Below are 16,258 nucleotides of genomic sequence, written 5' to 3' on the forward strand. Positions count from 1 at the left end.
GGATATTATTAATAAATAAATTTACATACATAAAAGGGGTAATTAGAATGAATGACAAATTAAAGGGGCTATTCGTGGGCTTAACCGTAGGTATGATGATTACGGGTGCAACCGCAATGGCTGCATCTGGAACAAGTGTACATGCTGTTGTGAAAAAGTTTGATGTATTTTTAGAGGGTACAAAAAAGAATACTGCCGAGGGCTTAATTTACAACGGAAACACGTACATCTCTGTTAAGGATATTGGAATTGCAGAAAGCAGACAAATCAGCCTCGTTGGTAACAAACTGTATTTAGGTAGACAACAAAATATTATTACAGAAAATCAAGCACTCGATATTCTTTTGGATAAAATAAAAAATGAAGCCGCTAAATATAATTTACACGTAATGGTTGAAGGGATCGAAGGAACAAAATACTCTTTAAGAGCTTTCGAAGATTTCCCTGATCACATTGCAACTTATGGATTCTATTACGTAGACAAATACACTGGTAAAGTAACTAAATATGACATCGTAAATGATAAGGAAGTTGAAATATAAGGATGGGTTCTCCCCATCCTTTTTTATTGTAAAACAATTTTACTCCCAGACTATTGCTTCAATTGAGCTTCATTCGAAGTTCCAGATTTACGGTCAAATGTAATCGGACCTTTACGGTTCACAAGCCGTTTCAAATCCACGGTCATTTCGTTCTTCAATTTATCAATGAGCTGATCCTCTTGAATGCCTTTGCTTTTAGCAACCTCGGCTAACGATTTCCCCTGTCCTAGCTCTTTCTCTAACTGGACAGGAGTGATGCCCAGCAGCCTAGCTACTTTCTCGTTGAGATGGTGATTCAAGCCGCCAGGCCTTTTGCCATGTCTATGTCTATGTCTGTGCACATGTCCGTGCCCGTGATCGTCCTGTGGTTCAACATTCCACTGTTGGGCTTCCCCTTGGACTGAATTATTGGGAGTGCGAGCTTGCAACGAATGCTCTGATTCCATACTGGATGCTCCTGCGGCACTTGTAGCACCAAACATCATTACTCCTCCATATAGGATAGCAGCGGTCAATTTCCATTGTTTTTTCATGTTGTGGACCCTCCTTTCACCCTTTTTCATCTATATTTTCTCTTTCAGCTTTTTTTATTCGTATTTCGCCTGTTAAGTAACCATAAGACGGGAAAAAGAGCTCATGAGCATTGCTATCACAATTACACCCAACCTTCGATCTTCACGCGCTCCTTGAGAACCCTATCGTGTAGAGTGAGCAAAAATAAACAACTAAACTTTCTACAATATAACTTGAAGTTTTTCAGGTTAAATATGAAGGGTAACATGATAATATTAATTTGTAATCGATTACAACTATATTTTTGGAAATAAATGGTGTATCAAGCTACTACAGAATGCATTGCATCACCGTCAGACTACACGCATTTACACATAAGGAGGAAAGTCCAATGAAACAAAAAGAATACGGTTATTTTTATCCATTTTGATTTGTTTTTCGCTTATCTTACCCGCATGCACAGGCGGCAACAACGATTACCTCTAACCAAACCGGTACCCAAGACAACTACTACTTTGAGTTGTGGAAAGATTTCGGGAACACAAGTGTGACTCTTAATAGTGGGGGTGCGTTCAGTGCCCAGTGGAGTAACATTGGAAATGCATTATTCCGTAAAGGCAAGAAATTCGACGAAACCAAGACACACCAGCAAATCGAAAATATTTCTGTAACTACAGCGCCAACTACCAACCAAATGGTAATTCTTATTTATGCGTCTATGGATGGGCAGTTGACCCGCTCGTAGAATATTACATCGTCGATAGCTGGGGAAGCTGGCGTCCACCTGGTGCAACACCAAAGGGCACCTTTACCGTTGACGGGGGAACATATGATATTTATGAAACCACTCGGGTTAACCAGCCTTCTATTAAAGGAGACATTACAACTTTTCAACAGTATTGGAGTGTCCGGACATCCAAACGCACAAGTGGAACCATATCGGTCAGCGAGCACTTCAAAAAGTGGGAAAGCATGGGCATGATGTATGAAACTTCACTTACTGTAGAGGGATACCAAAGCAGCGGCAGTGCCAATGTAACTAATAATACCATTACGATTAACGACAGATAATCCTAAGGGCGGAACGACTCTAAAATCAACTAACCTTACTGTTTATTAAAATTGTTAGGAGGAAGAACCTTGTCTATAGCTAAATTAGGAAAATGGACGGCGATTATGTCAATCACCGTGTCTTTATTCACAGGGTCGCTGGTAATCTCCAACAATCAGGCGCATGCGGCTGATTGCTCGAACGGTTATGTAGCGTTAACCTTTGACGATGGCCCCAATCCCTCTAATACCAGAGCACTGCTTAGTGCCCTGAAGCAAAACGGATTACGCGCAACGCTCTTTAATCTTGGACAAAACGCGCAGAATAATTCTTCGCTCGTACGTGAACAACAAGCAGCAGGCATGTGGATCGGTAACCATTCATGGTCACATCCGCATATGACGCAACTGAGCGCATCACAGATGTCATCGGAAATTACACGCACACAGCAAACAATACAGTCTATTACTGGCACGGCACCAAAGTTGTTCCGTCCTCCGTATGGCGAGACCAATGGAACCCTCAAATCCATTGAGAACCAAAACGGTCTTACCGAAGTGTTATGGAACGTTGACTCCCAGGACTGGAACGGCGCCTCCACCGCACAGATCGTAGCTGCCGCAAGCAGACTTAAAAACGGCGATGTGATCCTTATGCATGATCAGTATCAGACTACACTCCAAGCGATCCCACAAATCGCACAGAATCTCAAAAACCGTAACCTTTGCTCTGGTATGATCTCTCCAAGCAATGGCCGGGCGGTAGCGCCTGACGGCAAAAACAACGAAACACCGCCAAACACGAGCACAAAAATCGAAGCAGTAAATATGACGAAGAGCGGTCAGTACACTTCAAATATCAGCTCGCCGTTCAACGGAGTGGCTTTATACACGAACAATGATTCGGTGAAATTCACACAGAATTTCACCAGCGGTACCCATAGTTTTTCACTCCGGGGTGCTTCAAATAATTCCAACATGGCCAAAGTTGACTTGAAAATTGGTGGACAAACGAAGGGTACCTTCTACTTCGGCGGGAGCAGTCCTGCGGTCTATACTTTAAAAAATGTCAACCATGGCACCGGAAATCAAAAGATTGAGCTTGTTGTAACAGCCGATGATGGGACATGGGATGCTTATCTTGACTATTTGGAGATCATCTAATTTTAAAAAAACAAAATCCCGGCGGGATCTTCCCGACCGGGATTTTTGTTGATATCTTTTTCACATAATTCTCAATGTAAAAATAACATAATATTGCAATATCGCAATCTCTTATATAATGGCGGGTAACAACTAGAAGTCGCTACAAAAACATTTATAAGAGATGCGGGTGGTAGCCATGGAATGGTATTTTGCATACAAAGAAGAATTGGAAAAGGTATTCCGCCAAGCGGAGGAACGGACGGCCACATTTCCGGTTCCCTTTCAGCAAGAGGGGTTAGACTACCTGGCGCGGTTTAATCCGTTGCGGGAAGACAGTACGCGTAATTACATATGCTATTTGCTTCCATTTTGGCTGCAGGAACTGACCGGACTGTCTCCCGAAACATGTCGCAAGCTGTCACTCGGCAACGTGTTCGTCATGGCTCATTATTTAATTCAAGACGACGTGATGGACACAACAGTAGACAACCGCAAAACGCAACTTGCCTTAAGTCAGCTTTTCTATACCGAGTGTCTAAACATTTATCAGGAGCTTTTTCCGGCAACCTCTCCTTTTTGGTCATATGCCCGGACGTATGTGGACGAATGGGCCGTTAGTGTGATATCCGAAGGAACAGAGGACTATTTTCAAGGTGAAAGAAATAAGGTCGCACTAAAAGCCAGCCCATTAAAAATGGCCGGGACGGGTGCCTTATTGCTCGCAGGTCATGCCAATCTGATCCAGACTGTTACCCATATGACAGATTTGAGCTTGCTCGTGCTCCAAATGTCGGATGATTGGGCAGATTGGTCAGAAGACTTGGTGGAACATAGCTATAACTGCCTATTGTCCCATATCAGCGCCGAACAAAAGACGGCGTACTGTGAAGGACTAGGACCACAACAAATTCAGGAAGCGATTTATGTACGCGGGGCGCTCGCCAGCTATGTGAACATTGCGAATCAATCAGTCCAGGAGCTAGAGACGATGGAGCCTTCCATCCACGGTCTGCATAGGTTCGCACATTCCATCGCAACAGAGCTCAGCGAAGAGGCAGCAGAAATTGAAGGCGGACGCTCACATTTGCGAAGAGGCGGGCTTGATTATTGGCTCTCCAAAAATATGAAATAATGCTAGATTTTTCTGAGTCTTACGTGGTATACTGACTAGGTAATTATAACCAATTGAATGAGAGGGTGATTTTTGATGGCTACTGAAGTTCTTCAAACACAAGTCATTCAAAAAGCTTGGGAGGATGCCAGTTTCAGGGAGAAACTGATGGCAGATCCCAAATCTGCAATTCGTGATGTGTTAGGAGTCGTGATCCCCGATCATATCCAAATCAAAACGGTAGAGGAAACGTCTGATCAATTTTATCTGGTTATCCCTCCAAACCCTTCAGGCGTGCTCGCTACATCCCAGAAACCTCGCGCGATGTGGTAGATTGGTTCTTGTAGCTTATTTAATCTATACTTTTTAATCTCAAGCGGGTGGGCTCAGCAAGCTTCCCTCCGTTTTCTCCGAACGCAAAAAAGCCGGATGTTATCCGGCTACGGGGAAGCGGATGGTCGCTTCTGTTCCCACCCCTTTTGCACTTGTAAAAGATATTTTACCATTCATCGTTTCAATAATCCGAAAGGTCACCATCATCCCCAAACCCGTGCCTTTAGTCTTATTCGAAAAATAAGGCTCACCTAGTCTGGATAAGGTCTGAGCATCCATCCCTTCACCATTATCCCGAATATGAATGACTGCTTCTCCATTGTCCACATAAGCCCATATATGAATATGTCCCTGTTCTCGCAACGCTTCAATACTGTTTTTGATAATATTGATAAATGCCTGCTTGAATTTGGAGGAATTCCCGCGCACTTTGATTTCCTGGGGAATATCCAGCGAAATTTTACCACCTTGCAGATTTGCCATTGGACTGATAATTCCTTCAATATGCTTGAACTCATCCAATATGGTCAACGTTTTGGTATGGTCAAACTCCGGCTTGGCAAAAGTCAGAAAATCGGTAATAATTGCGGACGCTCGATCCAACTCCTCCAGAGCGATATGCAGATAGTCTTTGTTCTTACCATCCTCCTGCTTGCTCATCAACTGAAGAAATCCACGTGTAACCTGAAGCGGATTGCGTACCTCATGAGCTACAGATGCAGCCAAATCGCTAATAATCTCCATTTTCTCTGAACGTTGAAGCTCATTATTGAACATCTCCAGTTCTCTGGAATACCGAACCACCTGCTTGTGCTTTTCCGCCAGCCTTCTGCCCAAGATCGCAATCAATGCCAGGACAAAACCGAACACGCCCCATTTCCATAAAAACATATTGTAGTGTCCGTCCCGGATAAAGAACCAGCTGAGTTCTGCGATCGTGATGACTGCAAAAAATGCAAAGCCTGTCGATAAAATGATCGCTTCGTGGTCTCCCTTAAGCGCCATGCGAATCGAAGCAAATACCAAAAGTACCATCAAAGCTACAAGCAATATACCGAGGACGATTACACTGAAGAAATAATATACATCGTTGAGTCGCTCCTGTGCTCCTAAATTCACAATCATGATGATGAAGCAGAACAAAGAGTAGGCGGTTAACAATTTTCTGAATTTCCGAATCAGTAAAATTGAATTGATATTTTGCTCAAAAAAGAAGGCTAATGAAGGCAACAGAATAAATAGCGCCACATCAAAAAGTTGTAAATACAGCTTGCCATAGCCGCGATAGAACGTATATAAAAACGGTGAATACGTTACAATCATCAGACCGATCGACAATACAATCGCGCTTAGGGACAGCCACATGGCCATACTTGGACGGAACAGGAAAAACGAGCAGATCAATAGCACCAGGGCGATAAAGATAAATGTACTGCCCAGTACAATATCCAAGACATCCATTCTGACCAAGTTTCCTAACAAGTCACGATAATCACCAGTCATCACATTTCCGATAATGCCCAGTCTATTTTTACTGCTTTCCGTCCATATGTATAATGTTTTACCACTGTCTTCTGGCTTCAGCGGAATCAGAATACGATTATTCTCATAATTATAGCCACGGTACGATTCATAAAAATTGGTGCCATCCTTATACAGTGTAATGTGCCTGCCATAAATATTTTCAAAAAGCACCGCTGGTGTTTCATCATTTAACGAAGGTAGCTTAATACGAATCCAGGCGGTGCCTCTATTGCCCAGCTGCTTGAGCAGCTGTGTATCATCTTCAATATGCATCCAGACCTTACTGTGATCAGTTACCTCATCTAAAGAGCCATCCTCGTCTTCTGCTCCCCATCTCATATCCCAGGAGGGTATCTTATACTCCCTTTCCGGGGTCATTTTGGCCGCATAGCCGATGTGGTCCAGCGACAATAGTATCACAATGACCGCTAGCAGAGCGGCGACAGCTTTGGGCACATGCCTCATATTAAGCACCTCAAAGTTACGTAGTAGGATTTACAAATTTGTATATGTTTTAACATTTTTATCTTCCTGAAACTATATTATTCTATACGATGATGTTCATACCTTCTTCAAAATAAGGGTATCATGTTCTTTTTAATCATTATTTGTAAAATCTTCATATTGGTTAATGATCATTTCCTGTTCGCGTTGCTCCATCTGCTCTCTAAGCCCTATCCAAGGTTCACATTCTTCATCCTCATAGATCGTCCAAATATCGGAGAATAAATAATCGCGTATTTCTACTATTTTTCCGGCCTGTCCGCCGTCTGTCCAGTATAAACCATCCGGACACCGAATAACGGTACGCGAATAGCCTGGGGTAGATGCCTTTTGACCTACTCGGATTCGACTAATCATCGGACCAAACATGTACCATTCCAATTCATATCCCTCCAACTCCTCTTTATCATATCACAGCAGTTACCAAAAAAACGCTTATTGGGAAAGAGCATATCCCTATTCGCATGATTTTAACTTTTTACAGACACACTAACTCTAAGTTTAGCCGTTCTGCGGTTTGGGTAAGGTCGAAATAAGCAACAAAAAGCAAAGGAGCTGAGTTAGATGGCAAATCGCGACAATCAAAAGACTGAGCTACAGGATCATGATTTTGAGCCTTCCCTGCAAAATGCAGAAACAAACTGGGAGAATCTGATCGAGGGGCCTGATACTCCTCTGGAGGACGTACCTGATGCCGATGAACTGACACCGAACAGTCCTGTTGATCCCTCTGCGCCTGCTGAATTCCTGCATGGTACAGATTTGCTGAATGGTACCGATGGGGATGAAGAGGAGCAACTGGATAGTGACGAAATTCTGGATTAATTACTGCATGTTATAGGAGATAAGAAAGCGGTTTCTCATCTTGCTATGCGGGTAATGAAGTGTATATACCGAAAGGAGTTGACTAATCTCCTATGTATAAAGATCCGATGTCTCAAGCTGATATGGAGTACAAACGCTATAAAGCCTTGAATCCTGTAGAAGAGGATGACCGCAGGACTGCGGACAAGATCCATACGGACGATGGCATAGCCGAAGATAACCCACGAGGAGTCGCATCAGCGAAGCCCGAACCCAGAGATCAAGCAAGATGATAGCACAGATAGGGAATGCAAAAACTAGAATCGGAAATCAGGGCTTGCCTTCTGCATCCACTTTGTTTAAAATAAGGTCAAATCTTTTGAATACCATGAACAAAGACATAGACGGAGACAAGTAAGCGTCATCGGATTCCCACAGAAAGGTACGTATTGCTGAGAGCGTGCCGCAATCCCGCGTTGAAATTCACTCCCGAGTCGAGCCTTGAACCGACGACAGAAGGATTCATTCCTTTGACCGCAGTAGAGGTTTCCGGAAGCCCCCGTTACGGGCATCAAGCTCAGAGGTTACTGCCGTCGATTGAATAACGTTGACGACTTGCATGTATACTTCTGTAATTAGGGTGGTACCACGGCATTCGTCCCTTGCGACGAGTGCCTTTTTGTGTTATTTTCTGCAAAAAGTCTATGGGCTGAAAGAAAAACAATTTTTAAATCGGGAAGGGTGTACTGTATGTCAACCAATGAAAATTCTTTGGAGCTGTTGCGGGAACAGCTCGATGCTACAAACTTGCAATTGCTGGAGCTGCTGTCCCAACGCGCTGAACTGGCAGGACAGCTAGGAAAATTGAAAGAAGCTCAAGGAGTACCTGACTTTGATCCAGTGCGCGAGCAACAAATGCTGGACAAGCTGATCGCAGCTAATCGCGGACCTTTCGACGATGCTACGATTCGCCAGCTGTTCAAAAATATTTTCAAGGCTTCTCTGAACTATCAAAAAGAAGAACACAAAAAACATCTGATTGTCAGCCGCAAAAATCAGCCGGATAGCACGGTTATCAAGGTTAAAGATACACTGGTGGGCGGCAAAGCCTCCATCATGGTTGCAGGTCCTTGCTCGGTGGAAAGCTACCAACAAACTCGCGAGGTAGGTGCGGCTCTCAAGGAAGCCGGTGTGCCGATTCTGCGTGGTGGCGCGTTCAAACCGCGTACATCTCCGTATGATTTCCAAGGGCTGGGTATTGAAGGCCTGCAAATTCTCAAACGCGTTGGCGACGAGTTCGGGCTGGCTACAATCAGTGAGATCGTCGATCCAAGACATTTGGAGGAAGCCATCCCGTACATCGATATCATTCAAATTGGCGCGCGCAACATGCACAACTTTGAATTGCTTAAAGCTGCGGGTGAAACCAGAACTCCGGTTCTGCTCAAACGCGGATTGGCTGCCACAATGGAAGAGTTCCTTCATGCTGCTGAATACATCGTTTCCCGTGGCAATACACAAGTCATGCTGATTGAACGCGGTATTCGTACGTATGAAAAATGGACACGTAACACGCTGGATATTTCCGCTGTTCCGATTTTGAAAAAGGAAAGCCATCTGCCTGTACTGGTGGACGTAACTCACTCTACAGGACGTAAGGACATCCTGGCTCCTTGCGCCAAGGCTGCCCTGGCAGCTGGTGCCGACGGCATCATGGTAGAAGTTCACCCGAACCCGGCAGTCGCTTTGTCCGATGCTCAGCAACAGCTGAACATACCTGAGTTCCACAACTTCCTGTCTGAAGTTAAAGAATCCGGTTTATTCAAAGCGTAAAACTAGTTTTATGCCAAGAGTCATAAACCGCTTTCATTTTCTCGGATTATGATGTAGAATTTAATCAGGATTGTGACTGATCATGCAGGCAAAACCTAAATATATATATGCTCGACTCTTGTTGAGACATATATATGTTTAGGTTTTTTTTATGCCAAAAATCTTGCATAAAAAGAATACGTTCATAGTTATAATCCTAAAAATCATCATAGGAACGTTCAGAGAGGGGAACAGAAATGAGAAAAAGAAAAGGGTTAAGCATTTTTTTATTAGCTATGATATGTATTTTGATCATAAGTGGTTGCGGTGCTAAGGCCCCAGCCGTCGTAAAGAATGAAAGCGCTGCTCCAACAAAACAACCAGCGGAAAATAAAGTGGAAAATAAAGCGACCAAGGCTAGAACGGTTATTACTACTGACGGAGAAGTAGATGATATGAACTCAGTCATACGCTTTCTTCTCTACTCTAACGAAATGGATTTGTCCGGGATTGTACTGACTAGCTCCGTATATCATTATGCAGGTGATGAAAAGGCCGGCATCAAGCCATTCAGATGGACTGGAACCCAATGGGTAATGGATATGATTGATGCCTACGGAGATATTTACCCCAACCTAATCAAACATGCTGAAGGGTATCCAAAACCTGAATATATTAAAAGCGTTACCAAGATAGGAAATATTTCAAACAAAGGTGAAATGGACAAGGAAACGGAAGGTTCGAATTTCCTGAAAACACTTTTCATGGACGATGACAAAAGAGATCTGTATGTACAAACTTGGGGTGGAACTAATACCACAGCCAGAGCTCTAAAGTCCATTGAAGACGAATATAAAAATACAGATCAATGGGAAACGATTCGGAAAAAAGTAAGCGATAAACTCGTTCTGTACATCATTTTGGACCAGGACGATAGCTACAATAATTACATCGCCAAAAATTGGCCTGACATCAGAATTATCAATGATCAATCTAACTTCTGGCATTTCGCTTATGCTTGGAAAATGCACACGGAAGAAGTAAACAGCAAGTTGCACGGGGAATGGAACTTCAAAAATATTAAAGACGGTCATGGCAAGCTGCTGAATATGTATGCCTTGATGGGCGATGGCAATATCATCAAAGGTGAATTGGATGAAGAACAAAGAGGCAGTGAAGCCTACTTAAAGAAAAATCCACAATACGACAAGTATGACTTTATTTCTGAAGGAGATTCTCCATCCTTCTTCTATTTAATTGATAACGGATTGCGGAGCATGGAAAACCCAACCTATGGTGGCTGGGGAGGTCGTTTTGGTGTCGTTAATGATAAATTATTTAGAAATACCGTACTAGATTATGATGTGCATACGAAAAAATTCGAAGCAGAGTATTCTCTGATGCGTTGGTTTGATGATATTCAAAATGACTTTGCTGCCCGTGCAGATTGGGCTATTGCATCCGACTATAAAGATGCCAACCATAATCCAACATTGACCATTAAAGAAGGATTAGATCTAACAGCTAGTCCAGGGGAGAAAATAACCCTGCATGCAGAAGGAACAGATCCTGACGGTGATGCATTGACCTATAAATGGTGGAGATATTTTGAAGCTGACACCTATGAAGATTCTAAGGTCGAACCCGCGCAAGTTAAACCTGAAATGCTGGGTGATATGCAACTTGGGCTTCACCGAGAATTAGCTAAAGGCGAGAAAGTAAACACAATTGATTTGCAAGGTAGCGGCACAAATACTGCAAGTTTCACAGTTCCGGCAGATGCGAAGTCTGGAAATACGATTCATATCATTGCAGAAGTACAGGACAATGGTAAACATTCTTTGAAACATTATCAGCGTGTGATTGTAACCGTAAAATAACAGAAGACAGCATTCAATAAATTAGGCTCATGGAAAATACTCCATGGGCCTTTTTATTTTTGCATATCGGACCTCGAACAATCTCTATACACGTTTAATGCTCTTTTCAGTCAAAGGAACATAATATCCTTTTCCATTCGGACCCATAGCAAATTTATTGCGAAGATGGATTAGATTAGGGCCGAATTTTGCCTCCAATTCTTCACGGAACTCATATAGGATTTCCATGATATAAATATCATGAATAATCACTTCCGTAATCGGCATTACAAGGCCTGGGTGTAGCGTCCATGCAGCGCGGCTGTCATCACCAAGTGAAAGTATGCCAGCTACAACCTCCCGGTCATCCACGCTAAGCACAATCCACCGACCACCGATTTCGGATGTAATCTCCTCACTCATATCATGGCGGTAAACAGTAGCAAAATCAAAGTTAAGATCACCATATGCTACAAGGATCACCTCAATTCCTTGTTGAGCAGCTTGCTCTAAGGCATCTCGGAACACCTCGGCATCCTCTTTCCAAATTTCCAGTAAAATTCGGTGTTTTGCCCCCTTCACACCTTCGTTGATGCGATTGATAATGGCTTCATAACCCGAAATATTCCAAATATTCTCTCTATTTTGAAACGATGCTGTGTACTGCTCCAAACTCTCTTGCGCCACATTAAAAATCTGTTCTGCTTTGCGTTTTCTCTGGGCAATCAATTCATGTGGAGGAAGCGGCACATACAGAGGTGTATTTTCTTGACTTACCATGATGTCCCCACGGTTGACCATCCCCGACAAAACCTCATAAATTTTGGATCTCGGTACTCCAGAGTTCAATGAAACGGCATATCCCGAAAGTGGAGAGCTTTCCAATAAGGTCACATAAGCCTTGGCTTCATATTCACTAAAATTCAAATCACGTAGAATTTCTAATATGTTTGGTTTTGATTTCATGACGTCTTCTCCTCAATTCATGTTCTTCCTTACTATATCACTTCCCCTTGACAAAAACTGATATACAAATTATCTTTTTAGTAGTATTTTCATAGTAGTAACTATAGTAGCTACTATGATACTTTCATAGGGGATGAACTCAGGGAGGATACAACTTGAACAAAGTCATAGCTCATCACAGCGAAAGCAACCGGATTTACTATACTTCTACGATTCTAGCCCTATTGATCTGGAGCACATCGTTTATTGCCACCAAAGCAGCCTATACGACGTTCCCTCCTCTTACCTTGGGTCTATCCAGATTTATCATAGCTTCCATCGTACTAGGTATCGTTTTGCTAATCAAAAAAGAACATATCAAAGTAAAGCCAAAGGATTTGGCTACGATTTCGTTTAGTGGGGTTTTGGGAATCACTCTTTATTTTGCAATGGAGAATATAGGGGTTAGCCTGACAACCGCTTCCAACGCAGCATTAATTGTCGCATCGTATCCGGCAATTACATCGCTGCTTGAATTTATTTTGTATAAAGTTAAATTATCCAAATATAAAATCTGCGGCATAGCACTGGCCATGATCGGGGTATATTTCTTAACCTCAGTTGGCGAAAGCTCGGATGGTAAGAATCAACTCATCGGAAATTTAATCTTGATTGGAACCGGATTTGCGTGGGCGTTTTACACTTTCATGACGCGCAAGGTTGTGGACAAATATCCGCCGGTGACGTTATCTTTTTATCAAACCGTTGCAGGTAGTATCTTTTTCATACCGTTAGCCTTATTAGAAAAGGATAGTTGGCAAGCTCCGACAACAGGATCGTTTATGTTGCTCATGTATCTGGGTGTGTTCTGCTCTGTTATCGCATTTTTGCTTTATAATTACGGATTAATCAAGCTGTCACCGAGCAGTTCCGTTTCTTTAATGAACTTGGTTCCGATATTTGGGGTGTTGTTCTCTGTCTTACTATTGCACGAAACGATTACATGGCGCCAAATCATTGGCGGTTTGGTCGTTATTATAGGGGTCTTGATGAGTGCACATCAAACAAGCCGTACCTAAAGATATTGCAGTCCTACAATACTAGAGCGAGTAGCCTTTCTAAAAGTTCTCGCCCAGTCGGCTATATCTAGGCAGTCGGCTTTTTTTCTTTTATATAAAAAAGGTGGTTATATTGATTGATGAGGTTATCCATAATTACAGACTGTTTGAGCACACTAGCATGATTAAAACCATGTTTTGCTTGCAAAATATACAGCTTTTGACGAGCATTCTCAAGCTGTTGACGCAAAATGTCGTCTCTTATCATAATATATCCCTCCCTGTCATATGATCAGTGTAAAGGGTTATGAATAATATACTAAAAATAAGGGTTTGGGATAATTATCTAATTGGCCTAACCGGCAGAATGAATATTCTGCTCCGTAGCGTTATTTTTGGCTGAAATCGGGAAAACGTTTTTTCCCTTCGCCCATAGCAACAACGCTGCAACCAGCAAGATGCCACCGTTTAATACGAAGATCCAGCGAATGGGCATCCAGCTACCAAGCATGCCGCCAATCAGCGGTCCCGCCATCGTCGCGAGCTGGGTAGCTGATTGATTCAGGCTAAAGGCTCGTCCGCGAAACTCCGGCTTGGTTACTTCCACAGTCATTGCATTGATCGCCGGCATGACAGACGCATAAAACAATCCGTATCCAAACCGAAGCGCACCAAAACCAATAAAGTTGGTTACAAAAAACTGCAAGATGTTCCCGATCCCCGAACCGATCAGCCCAATCAGCAGCACTTGGGCAAAGCCGATTTCCCCTCCAATCCGGCCCCATCGGGGAGCCATCAGCACCGCCGCGATGCCTACAGCTGAGAATACAATCCCGGAACTTAAAGACGCATGGCTGCGATCCACGCCCATTTCAAGCACATACACCGTAATTAACGGTTCCAAGATCATGACGGAAAAGGTACTTAATCCAGCCAGAATAAGCAAAAAGTACAACGGCCGATTAGCAATAGCCTCTTTGATATCATCACGAACATGCGAGCGGGTACTGGTGCCCTTGAAGCTATCCTCTCTAGCGCCAAATGTCGCGATGAACGCAGATACCAATACAAGAGCCGCAGAGAAATAAAAGGCATTCCGATTGCCATAATAATGACTCACCACACCGCCAATCAGCGGCCCTATAATGCTGCCCGTCGCTCCAGCAGTCGCCATAATGCCAAGGGCGTAGCCCGTTTTTTCTTCAGGCGATCCCGTCCCGACCAGCGCAATCGCCGCAGGAATAAATCCGGAGAGGAGTCCTTGAAACAAGCGAACTCCTACAAATACATATGGGTCTGTCACCAAAGCACATACCAGATACAATACAGCCAGGCTAAAGCCTGATCGAATCAACATCGGCTTACGCCCATACTTATCTGCCAGCGAACCCCAAAACGGAGCAATCAACGCGCTCGCTAAAAAAGTAACTCCAAAGGCAATCCCCGACCATAGTTCCAGATGATCGTTAACACCCAATTCCGTATTCAGAAAAATAGGTAAAAACGGAATCGACACGGAATAGGCCATGCTGCAAAACAATACTCCGATCCACAAAACAATCAGGTTTCGCTTCCAATATAGATGCATGCTGCCACACGTCCCTTCTGTTCATTCCATTATTACCCTCTAAATTAGAAAAGTCTATCGTAGACCTTAGCCTTTCATCGTGGAACAACCACGAAGAAGCTGATATAATCGAATGGAATGGAGATGATGACATGGCTAAAAAGAGAAATTCGTCTTTCGCTGCTCCTGCGGCTCAGGACAAACCTGCTACGTTAAAGGATCTGTTGAGTCAGGACGTGCTGAACAAGCTTAAGGCTCAAGCCAATGAAGCGCAAGCAGAACAGGACAAGCGTAAAGAAGACGAACGGCAACGTGCCCTCGAAGCAAAAAAAGCTGAACAAAAGAAGCTGGACAACAACTTTGAACACCTGTTGAATAACAGCGATTTGGACTGGCACAAATATAAATAAGCCAAAACCATTGCGGTTTTGGCCTATCTTTACACTTTATGTTATAGCCAGTCACGAATATGTTGTACTGAATACAGCACCCCTACCCAAACCGGCAGACTGAACGCCATACCCCATATGAGACCTTTAGCCAGTTTTTTGTCTACCTCCATCATGATCCTGCCCCTTTCCTTGGGAATAGCAGCAGTATGGGTCAAGAATACGGCTTTCAAACCCGTATTTCCTTATCCCCAACAAAAAAGGTATGATAGTAAATGGAAAAGTGTTCTGCGCTGTCCCCAAACTATAAATTAGGATGTTACACCATCCAACCTTTCAGGAGGAATATTAATGAACCGAAAATCGATACGCCCATGGTACACATTGTGCCTGCTGGCCATCATGCTCGTGCTGGTTGCCGGATGTGGCACAAAAGCGGCCGACGTGGAAGCCGCAAGCCGGACAAGCACTACAACGCCCGCTGCAACTAAAGACAAAAGCAAGACTGTTTCACATCCAGTTGTCACGATTGTCATGAACGATGGCAAGAAAATCAAGCTTGAGCTGTATCCGGAAGTAGCACCGAACACGGTTAACAATTTCATCTCCTTGGTGCAAAAGGGAGCTTATAACGGTACCATTTTCCACCGCGTCATCCCAGGCTTTATGATTCAGGGTGGTGATCCGCAAGGTAACGGTACAGGCGGCCCCGGCTACAGTATCAAAGGGGAATTCAAGAGCAACGGCGTTAACAATACACTCAAACATACACGTGGCGTATTATCCATGGCCCGCTCGGCAGACCTGGATTCGGCCGGATCGCAATTTTTTATCATGGTTGCCGATGCGGACTACCTCGACGGTCAATATGCCGCTTTCGGTAAAGTAACGTCCGGAATGGACGTGGTCGACGCTATCGTCAACTCCAAACGGGATAGCAATGACAAACCTACCAAACCAGCTACAATGAAAAAAGTTACTGTAGATACGCTGGGTAAAAAATATCCAGAACCCGTCAAAGTAAAATAACCTGTTTTTCAAAACGGGATAACAGCAACGACCTTGTGCATACGCATGAGGTCGTTGTTGCTTATCCCCTGA

Annotated in this window: 17 protein-coding genes, 1 pseudogene and 1 other annotated feature; of the genes and pseudogenes, 12 read left to right on the top strand and 6 right to left on the bottom strand. The window is 43.5% G+C overall.

The window, feature by feature from the left end; translation table 11 throughout:
- Positions 1 to 47: 47 nt before the first annotated feature.
- A complete protein-coding gene (locus tag OIU26_RS09100) occupies positions 48 to 542 on the top strand; it encodes a hypothetical protein (RefSeq protein WP_264216606.1) in 495 nt (164 codons plus the stop codon).
- Positions 543 to 592: 50 nt separating this feature from the next.
- Here OIU26_RS09100 and OIU26_RS09105 read toward each other — a convergent pair whose 3' ends face one another.
- Positions 593 to 1,075, bottom strand: coding sequence for a hypothetical protein (locus OIU26_RS09105; RefSeq protein ID WP_264216607.1), 483 nt, complete (start codon positions 1,073 to 1,075; stop codon positions 593 to 595).
- A gap of 385 nt (positions 1,076 to 1,460) precedes the next feature.
- Between OIU26_RS09105 and OIU26_RS09110 the strand changes: the two are divergent.
- From OIU26_RS09110 to OIU26_RS09125, 4 genes and pseudogenes are all read left to right on the top strand, one after another.
- Positions 1,461 to 2,126: pseudogene (locus tag OIU26_RS09110) on the top strand (glycoside hydrolase family 11 protein).
- Between the two features lie 105 nt (positions 2,127 to 2,231).
- Complete coding sequence (locus OIU26_RS09115; protein ID WP_419185403.1) at positions 2,232 to 3,269, top strand: polysaccharide deacetylase family protein; 1,038 nt, start codon at positions 2,232 to 2,234, stop codon at positions 3,267 to 3,269.
- Positions 3,270 to 3,447: 178 nt separating this feature from the next.
- Positions 3,448 to 4,383, top strand: a complete 936-nt coding sequence (locus OIU26_RS09120) for a hypothetical protein (protein WP_264216608.1) — start codon at positions 3,448 to 3,450, stop codon at positions 4,381 to 4,383.
- A gap of 75 nt (positions 4,384 to 4,458) precedes the next feature.
- Positions 4,459 to 4,695: an NHLP leader peptide family RiPP precursor gene (locus OIU26_RS09125; protein WP_013369723.1), complete on the top strand. Its 237-nt coding sequence runs from the start codon at positions 4,459 to 4,461 to the stop codon at positions 4,693 to 4,695.
- A 99-nt stretch (positions 4,696 to 4,794) separates the two neighbouring features.
- Here OIU26_RS09125 and OIU26_RS09130 read toward each other — a convergent pair whose 3' ends face one another.
- Both OIU26_RS09130 and OIU26_RS09135 read right to left on the bottom strand, forming a co-directional pair.
- Positions 4,795 to 6,684: an ATP-binding protein gene (locus OIU26_RS09130; protein WP_264216609.1), complete on the bottom strand. Its 1,890-nt coding sequence runs from the start codon at positions 6,682 to 6,684 to the stop codon at positions 4,795 to 4,797.
- Positions 6,685 to 6,816: 132 nt separating this feature from the next.
- The gene (locus OIU26_RS09135; RefSeq protein WP_264216610.1) at positions 6,817 to 7,104 is read right to left on the bottom strand and encodes a hypothetical protein; all 288 of its coding nucleotides are present in this window, start codon (positions 7,102 to 7,104) and stop codon (positions 6,817 to 6,819) included.
- Positions 7,105 to 7,287: 183 nt separating this feature from the next.
- Between OIU26_RS09135 and OIU26_RS09140 the strand changes: the two genes are divergently transcribed.
- The 4 genes from OIU26_RS09140 to OIU26_RS09155 all read left to right on the top strand — a co-directional run bounded on the left by OIU26_RS09140 (position 7,288) and on the right by OIU26_RS09155 (position 11,219).
- The gene (locus OIU26_RS09140) at positions 7,288 to 7,548 is read left to right on the top strand and encodes a hypothetical protein (protein WP_264216611.1); all 261 of its coding nucleotides are present in this window, start codon (positions 7,288 to 7,290) and stop codon (positions 7,546 to 7,548) included.
- Between the two features lie 107 nt (positions 7,549 to 7,655).
- Positions 7,656 to 7,820 (top strand): hypothetical protein, encoded by a 165-nt coding sequence (locus OIU26_RS09145; protein ID WP_264216612.1) that lies wholly within the window; start codon positions 7,656 to 7,658, stop codon positions 7,818 to 7,820.
- 99 nt (positions 7,821 to 7,919) lie between these two features.
- Positions 7,920 to 8,193 (top strand) — a binding site (T-box leader).
- Positions 8,194 to 8,277: 84 nt separating this feature from the next.
- On the top strand, positions 8,278 to 9,360 hold the full coding sequence (locus OIU26_RS09150; protein WP_013369718.1) for a bifunctional 3-deoxy-7-phosphoheptulonate synthase/chorismate mutase: 1,083 nt from the start codon (positions 8,278 to 8,280) through the stop codon (positions 9,358 to 9,360).
- A 236-nt stretch (positions 9,361 to 9,596) separates the two neighbouring features.
- Positions 9,597 to 11,219: a DUF1593 domain-containing protein gene (locus OIU26_RS09155; protein WP_264216613.1), complete on the top strand. Its 1,623-nt coding sequence runs from the start codon at positions 9,597 to 9,599 to the stop codon at positions 11,217 to 11,219.
- 84 nt (positions 11,220 to 11,303) lie between these two features.
- Here the strand turns inward: OIU26_RS09155 and OIU26_RS09160 are convergent, their stop codons facing one another.
- Complete coding sequence (locus tag OIU26_RS09160) at positions 11,304 to 12,164, bottom strand: TrmB family transcriptional regulator (RefSeq protein WP_013369717.1); 861 nt, start codon at positions 12,162 to 12,164, stop codon at positions 11,304 to 11,306.
- Between the two features lie 155 nt (positions 12,165 to 12,319).
- Here OIU26_RS09160 and OIU26_RS09165 point away from each other — a divergent pair, with 155 nt between their 5' ends.
- Positions 12,320 to 13,222: an EamA family transporter gene (locus OIU26_RS09165; RefSeq protein WP_264216614.1), complete on the top strand. Its 903-nt coding sequence runs from the start codon at positions 12,320 to 12,322 to the stop codon at positions 13,220 to 13,222.
- A gap of 67 nt (positions 13,223 to 13,289) precedes the next feature.
- Here the strand turns inward: OIU26_RS09165 and OIU26_RS09170 are convergent, their stop codons facing one another.
- Together OIU26_RS09170 and OIU26_RS09175 are read right to left on the bottom strand one after the other, a co-directional pair.
- Complete coding sequence (locus OIU26_RS09170; protein ID WP_013369715.1) at positions 13,290 to 13,469, bottom strand: aspartyl-phosphate phosphatase Spo0E family protein; 180 nt, start codon at positions 13,467 to 13,469, stop codon at positions 13,290 to 13,292.
- Between the two features lie 87 nt (positions 13,470 to 13,556).
- Positions 13,557 to 14,789 carry an MFS transporter gene (locus OIU26_RS09175; protein ID WP_264216615.1) on the bottom strand — a complete coding sequence of 411 codons (1,233 nt, stop codon included), beginning with the start codon at positions 14,787 to 14,789 and terminating at the stop codon, positions 13,557 to 13,559.
- Positions 14,790 to 14,920: 131 nt separating this feature from the next.
- Here OIU26_RS09175 and OIU26_RS09180 point away from each other — a divergent pair, with 131 nt between their 5' ends.
- Together OIU26_RS09180 and OIU26_RS09185 are read left to right on the top strand one after the other, a co-directional pair.
- Positions 14,921 to 15,178 carry a YqkE family protein gene (locus tag OIU26_RS09180; RefSeq protein ID WP_013369713.1) on the top strand — a complete coding sequence of 86 codons (258 nt, stop codon included), beginning with the start codon at positions 14,921 to 14,923 and terminating at the stop codon, positions 15,176 to 15,178.
- A 330-nt stretch (positions 15,179 to 15,508) separates the two neighbouring features.
- Positions 15,509 to 16,186, top strand: a complete 678-nt coding sequence (locus tag OIU26_RS09185) for a peptidylprolyl isomerase (protein ID WP_013369710.1) — start codon at positions 15,509 to 15,511, stop codon at positions 16,184 to 16,186.
- Positions 16,187 to 16,258 lie beyond the last annotated feature (72 nt).

This window comes from Paenibacillus sp. BT-177 (assembly GCF_025846815.2).
Classification (GTDB): Bacteria; Bacillota; Bacilli; order Paenibacillales; family Paenibacillaceae; genus Paenibacillus; species Paenibacillus polymyxa_C.

What these genes read in the sequence shown, in the direction of transcription:
- OIU26_RS09100 (WP_264216606.1), top strand. Translation starts at nt 48, where the DNA reads ATGAATGACAAATTAAAGGGGCTATTCGTGGGCTTAACCGTAGGTATG.
- OIU26_RS09105 (WP_264216607.1), bottom strand. Translation starts at nt 1,075, where the DNA reads ATGAAAAAACAATGGAAATTGACCGCTGCTATCCTATATGGAGGAGTA.
- OIU26_RS09115 (WP_419185403.1), top strand. Translation starts at nt 2,232, where the DNA reads ATGTCAATCACCGTGTCTTTATTCACAGGGTCGCTGGTAATCTCCAAC.
- OIU26_RS09120 (WP_264216608.1), top strand. Translation starts at nt 3,448, where the DNA reads ATGGAATGGTATTTTGCATACAAAGAAGAATTGGAAAAGGTATTCCGC.
- OIU26_RS09125 (WP_013369723.1), top strand. Translation starts at nt 4,459, where the DNA reads ATGGCTACTGAAGTTCTTCAAACACAAGTCATTCAAAAAGCTTGGGAG.
- OIU26_RS09130 (WP_264216609.1), bottom strand. Translation starts at nt 6,684, where the DNA reads ATGAGGCATGTGCCCAAAGCTGTCGCCGCTCTGCTAGCGGTCATTGTG.
- OIU26_RS09140 (WP_264216611.1), top strand. Translation starts at nt 7,288, where the DNA reads ATGGCAAATCGCGACAATCAAAAGACTGAGCTACAGGATCATGATTTT.
- OIU26_RS09145 (WP_264216612.1), top strand. Translation starts at nt 7,656, where the DNA reads ATGTCTCAAGCTGATATGGAGTACAAACGCTATAAAGCCTTGAATCCT.
- OIU26_RS09150 (WP_013369718.1), top strand. Translation starts at nt 8,278, where the DNA reads ATGTCAACCAATGAAAATTCTTTGGAGCTGTTGCGGGAACAGCTCGAT.
- OIU26_RS09155 (WP_264216613.1), top strand. Translation starts at nt 9,597, where the DNA reads ATGAGAAAAAGAAAAGGGTTAAGCATTTTTTTATTAGCTATGATATGT.
- OIU26_RS09160 (WP_013369717.1), bottom strand. Translation starts at nt 12,164, where the DNA reads ATGAAATCAAAACCAAACATATTAGAAATTCTACGTGATTTGAATTTT.
- OIU26_RS09170 (WP_013369715.1), bottom strand. Translation starts at nt 13,469, where the DNA reads ATGATAAGAGACGACATTTTGCGTCAACAGCTTGAGAATGCTCGTCAA.
- OIU26_RS09175 (WP_264216615.1), bottom strand. Translation starts at nt 14,789, where the DNA reads ATGCATCTATATTGGAAGCGAAACCTGATTGTTTTGTGGATCGGAGTA.
- OIU26_RS09180 (WP_013369713.1), top strand. Translation starts at nt 14,921, where the DNA reads ATGGCTAAAAAGAGAAATTCGTCTTTCGCTGCTCCTGCGGCTCAGGAC.
- OIU26_RS09185 (WP_013369710.1), top strand. Translation starts at nt 15,509, where the DNA reads ATGAACCGAAAATCGATACGCCCATGGTACACATTGTGCCTGCTGGCC.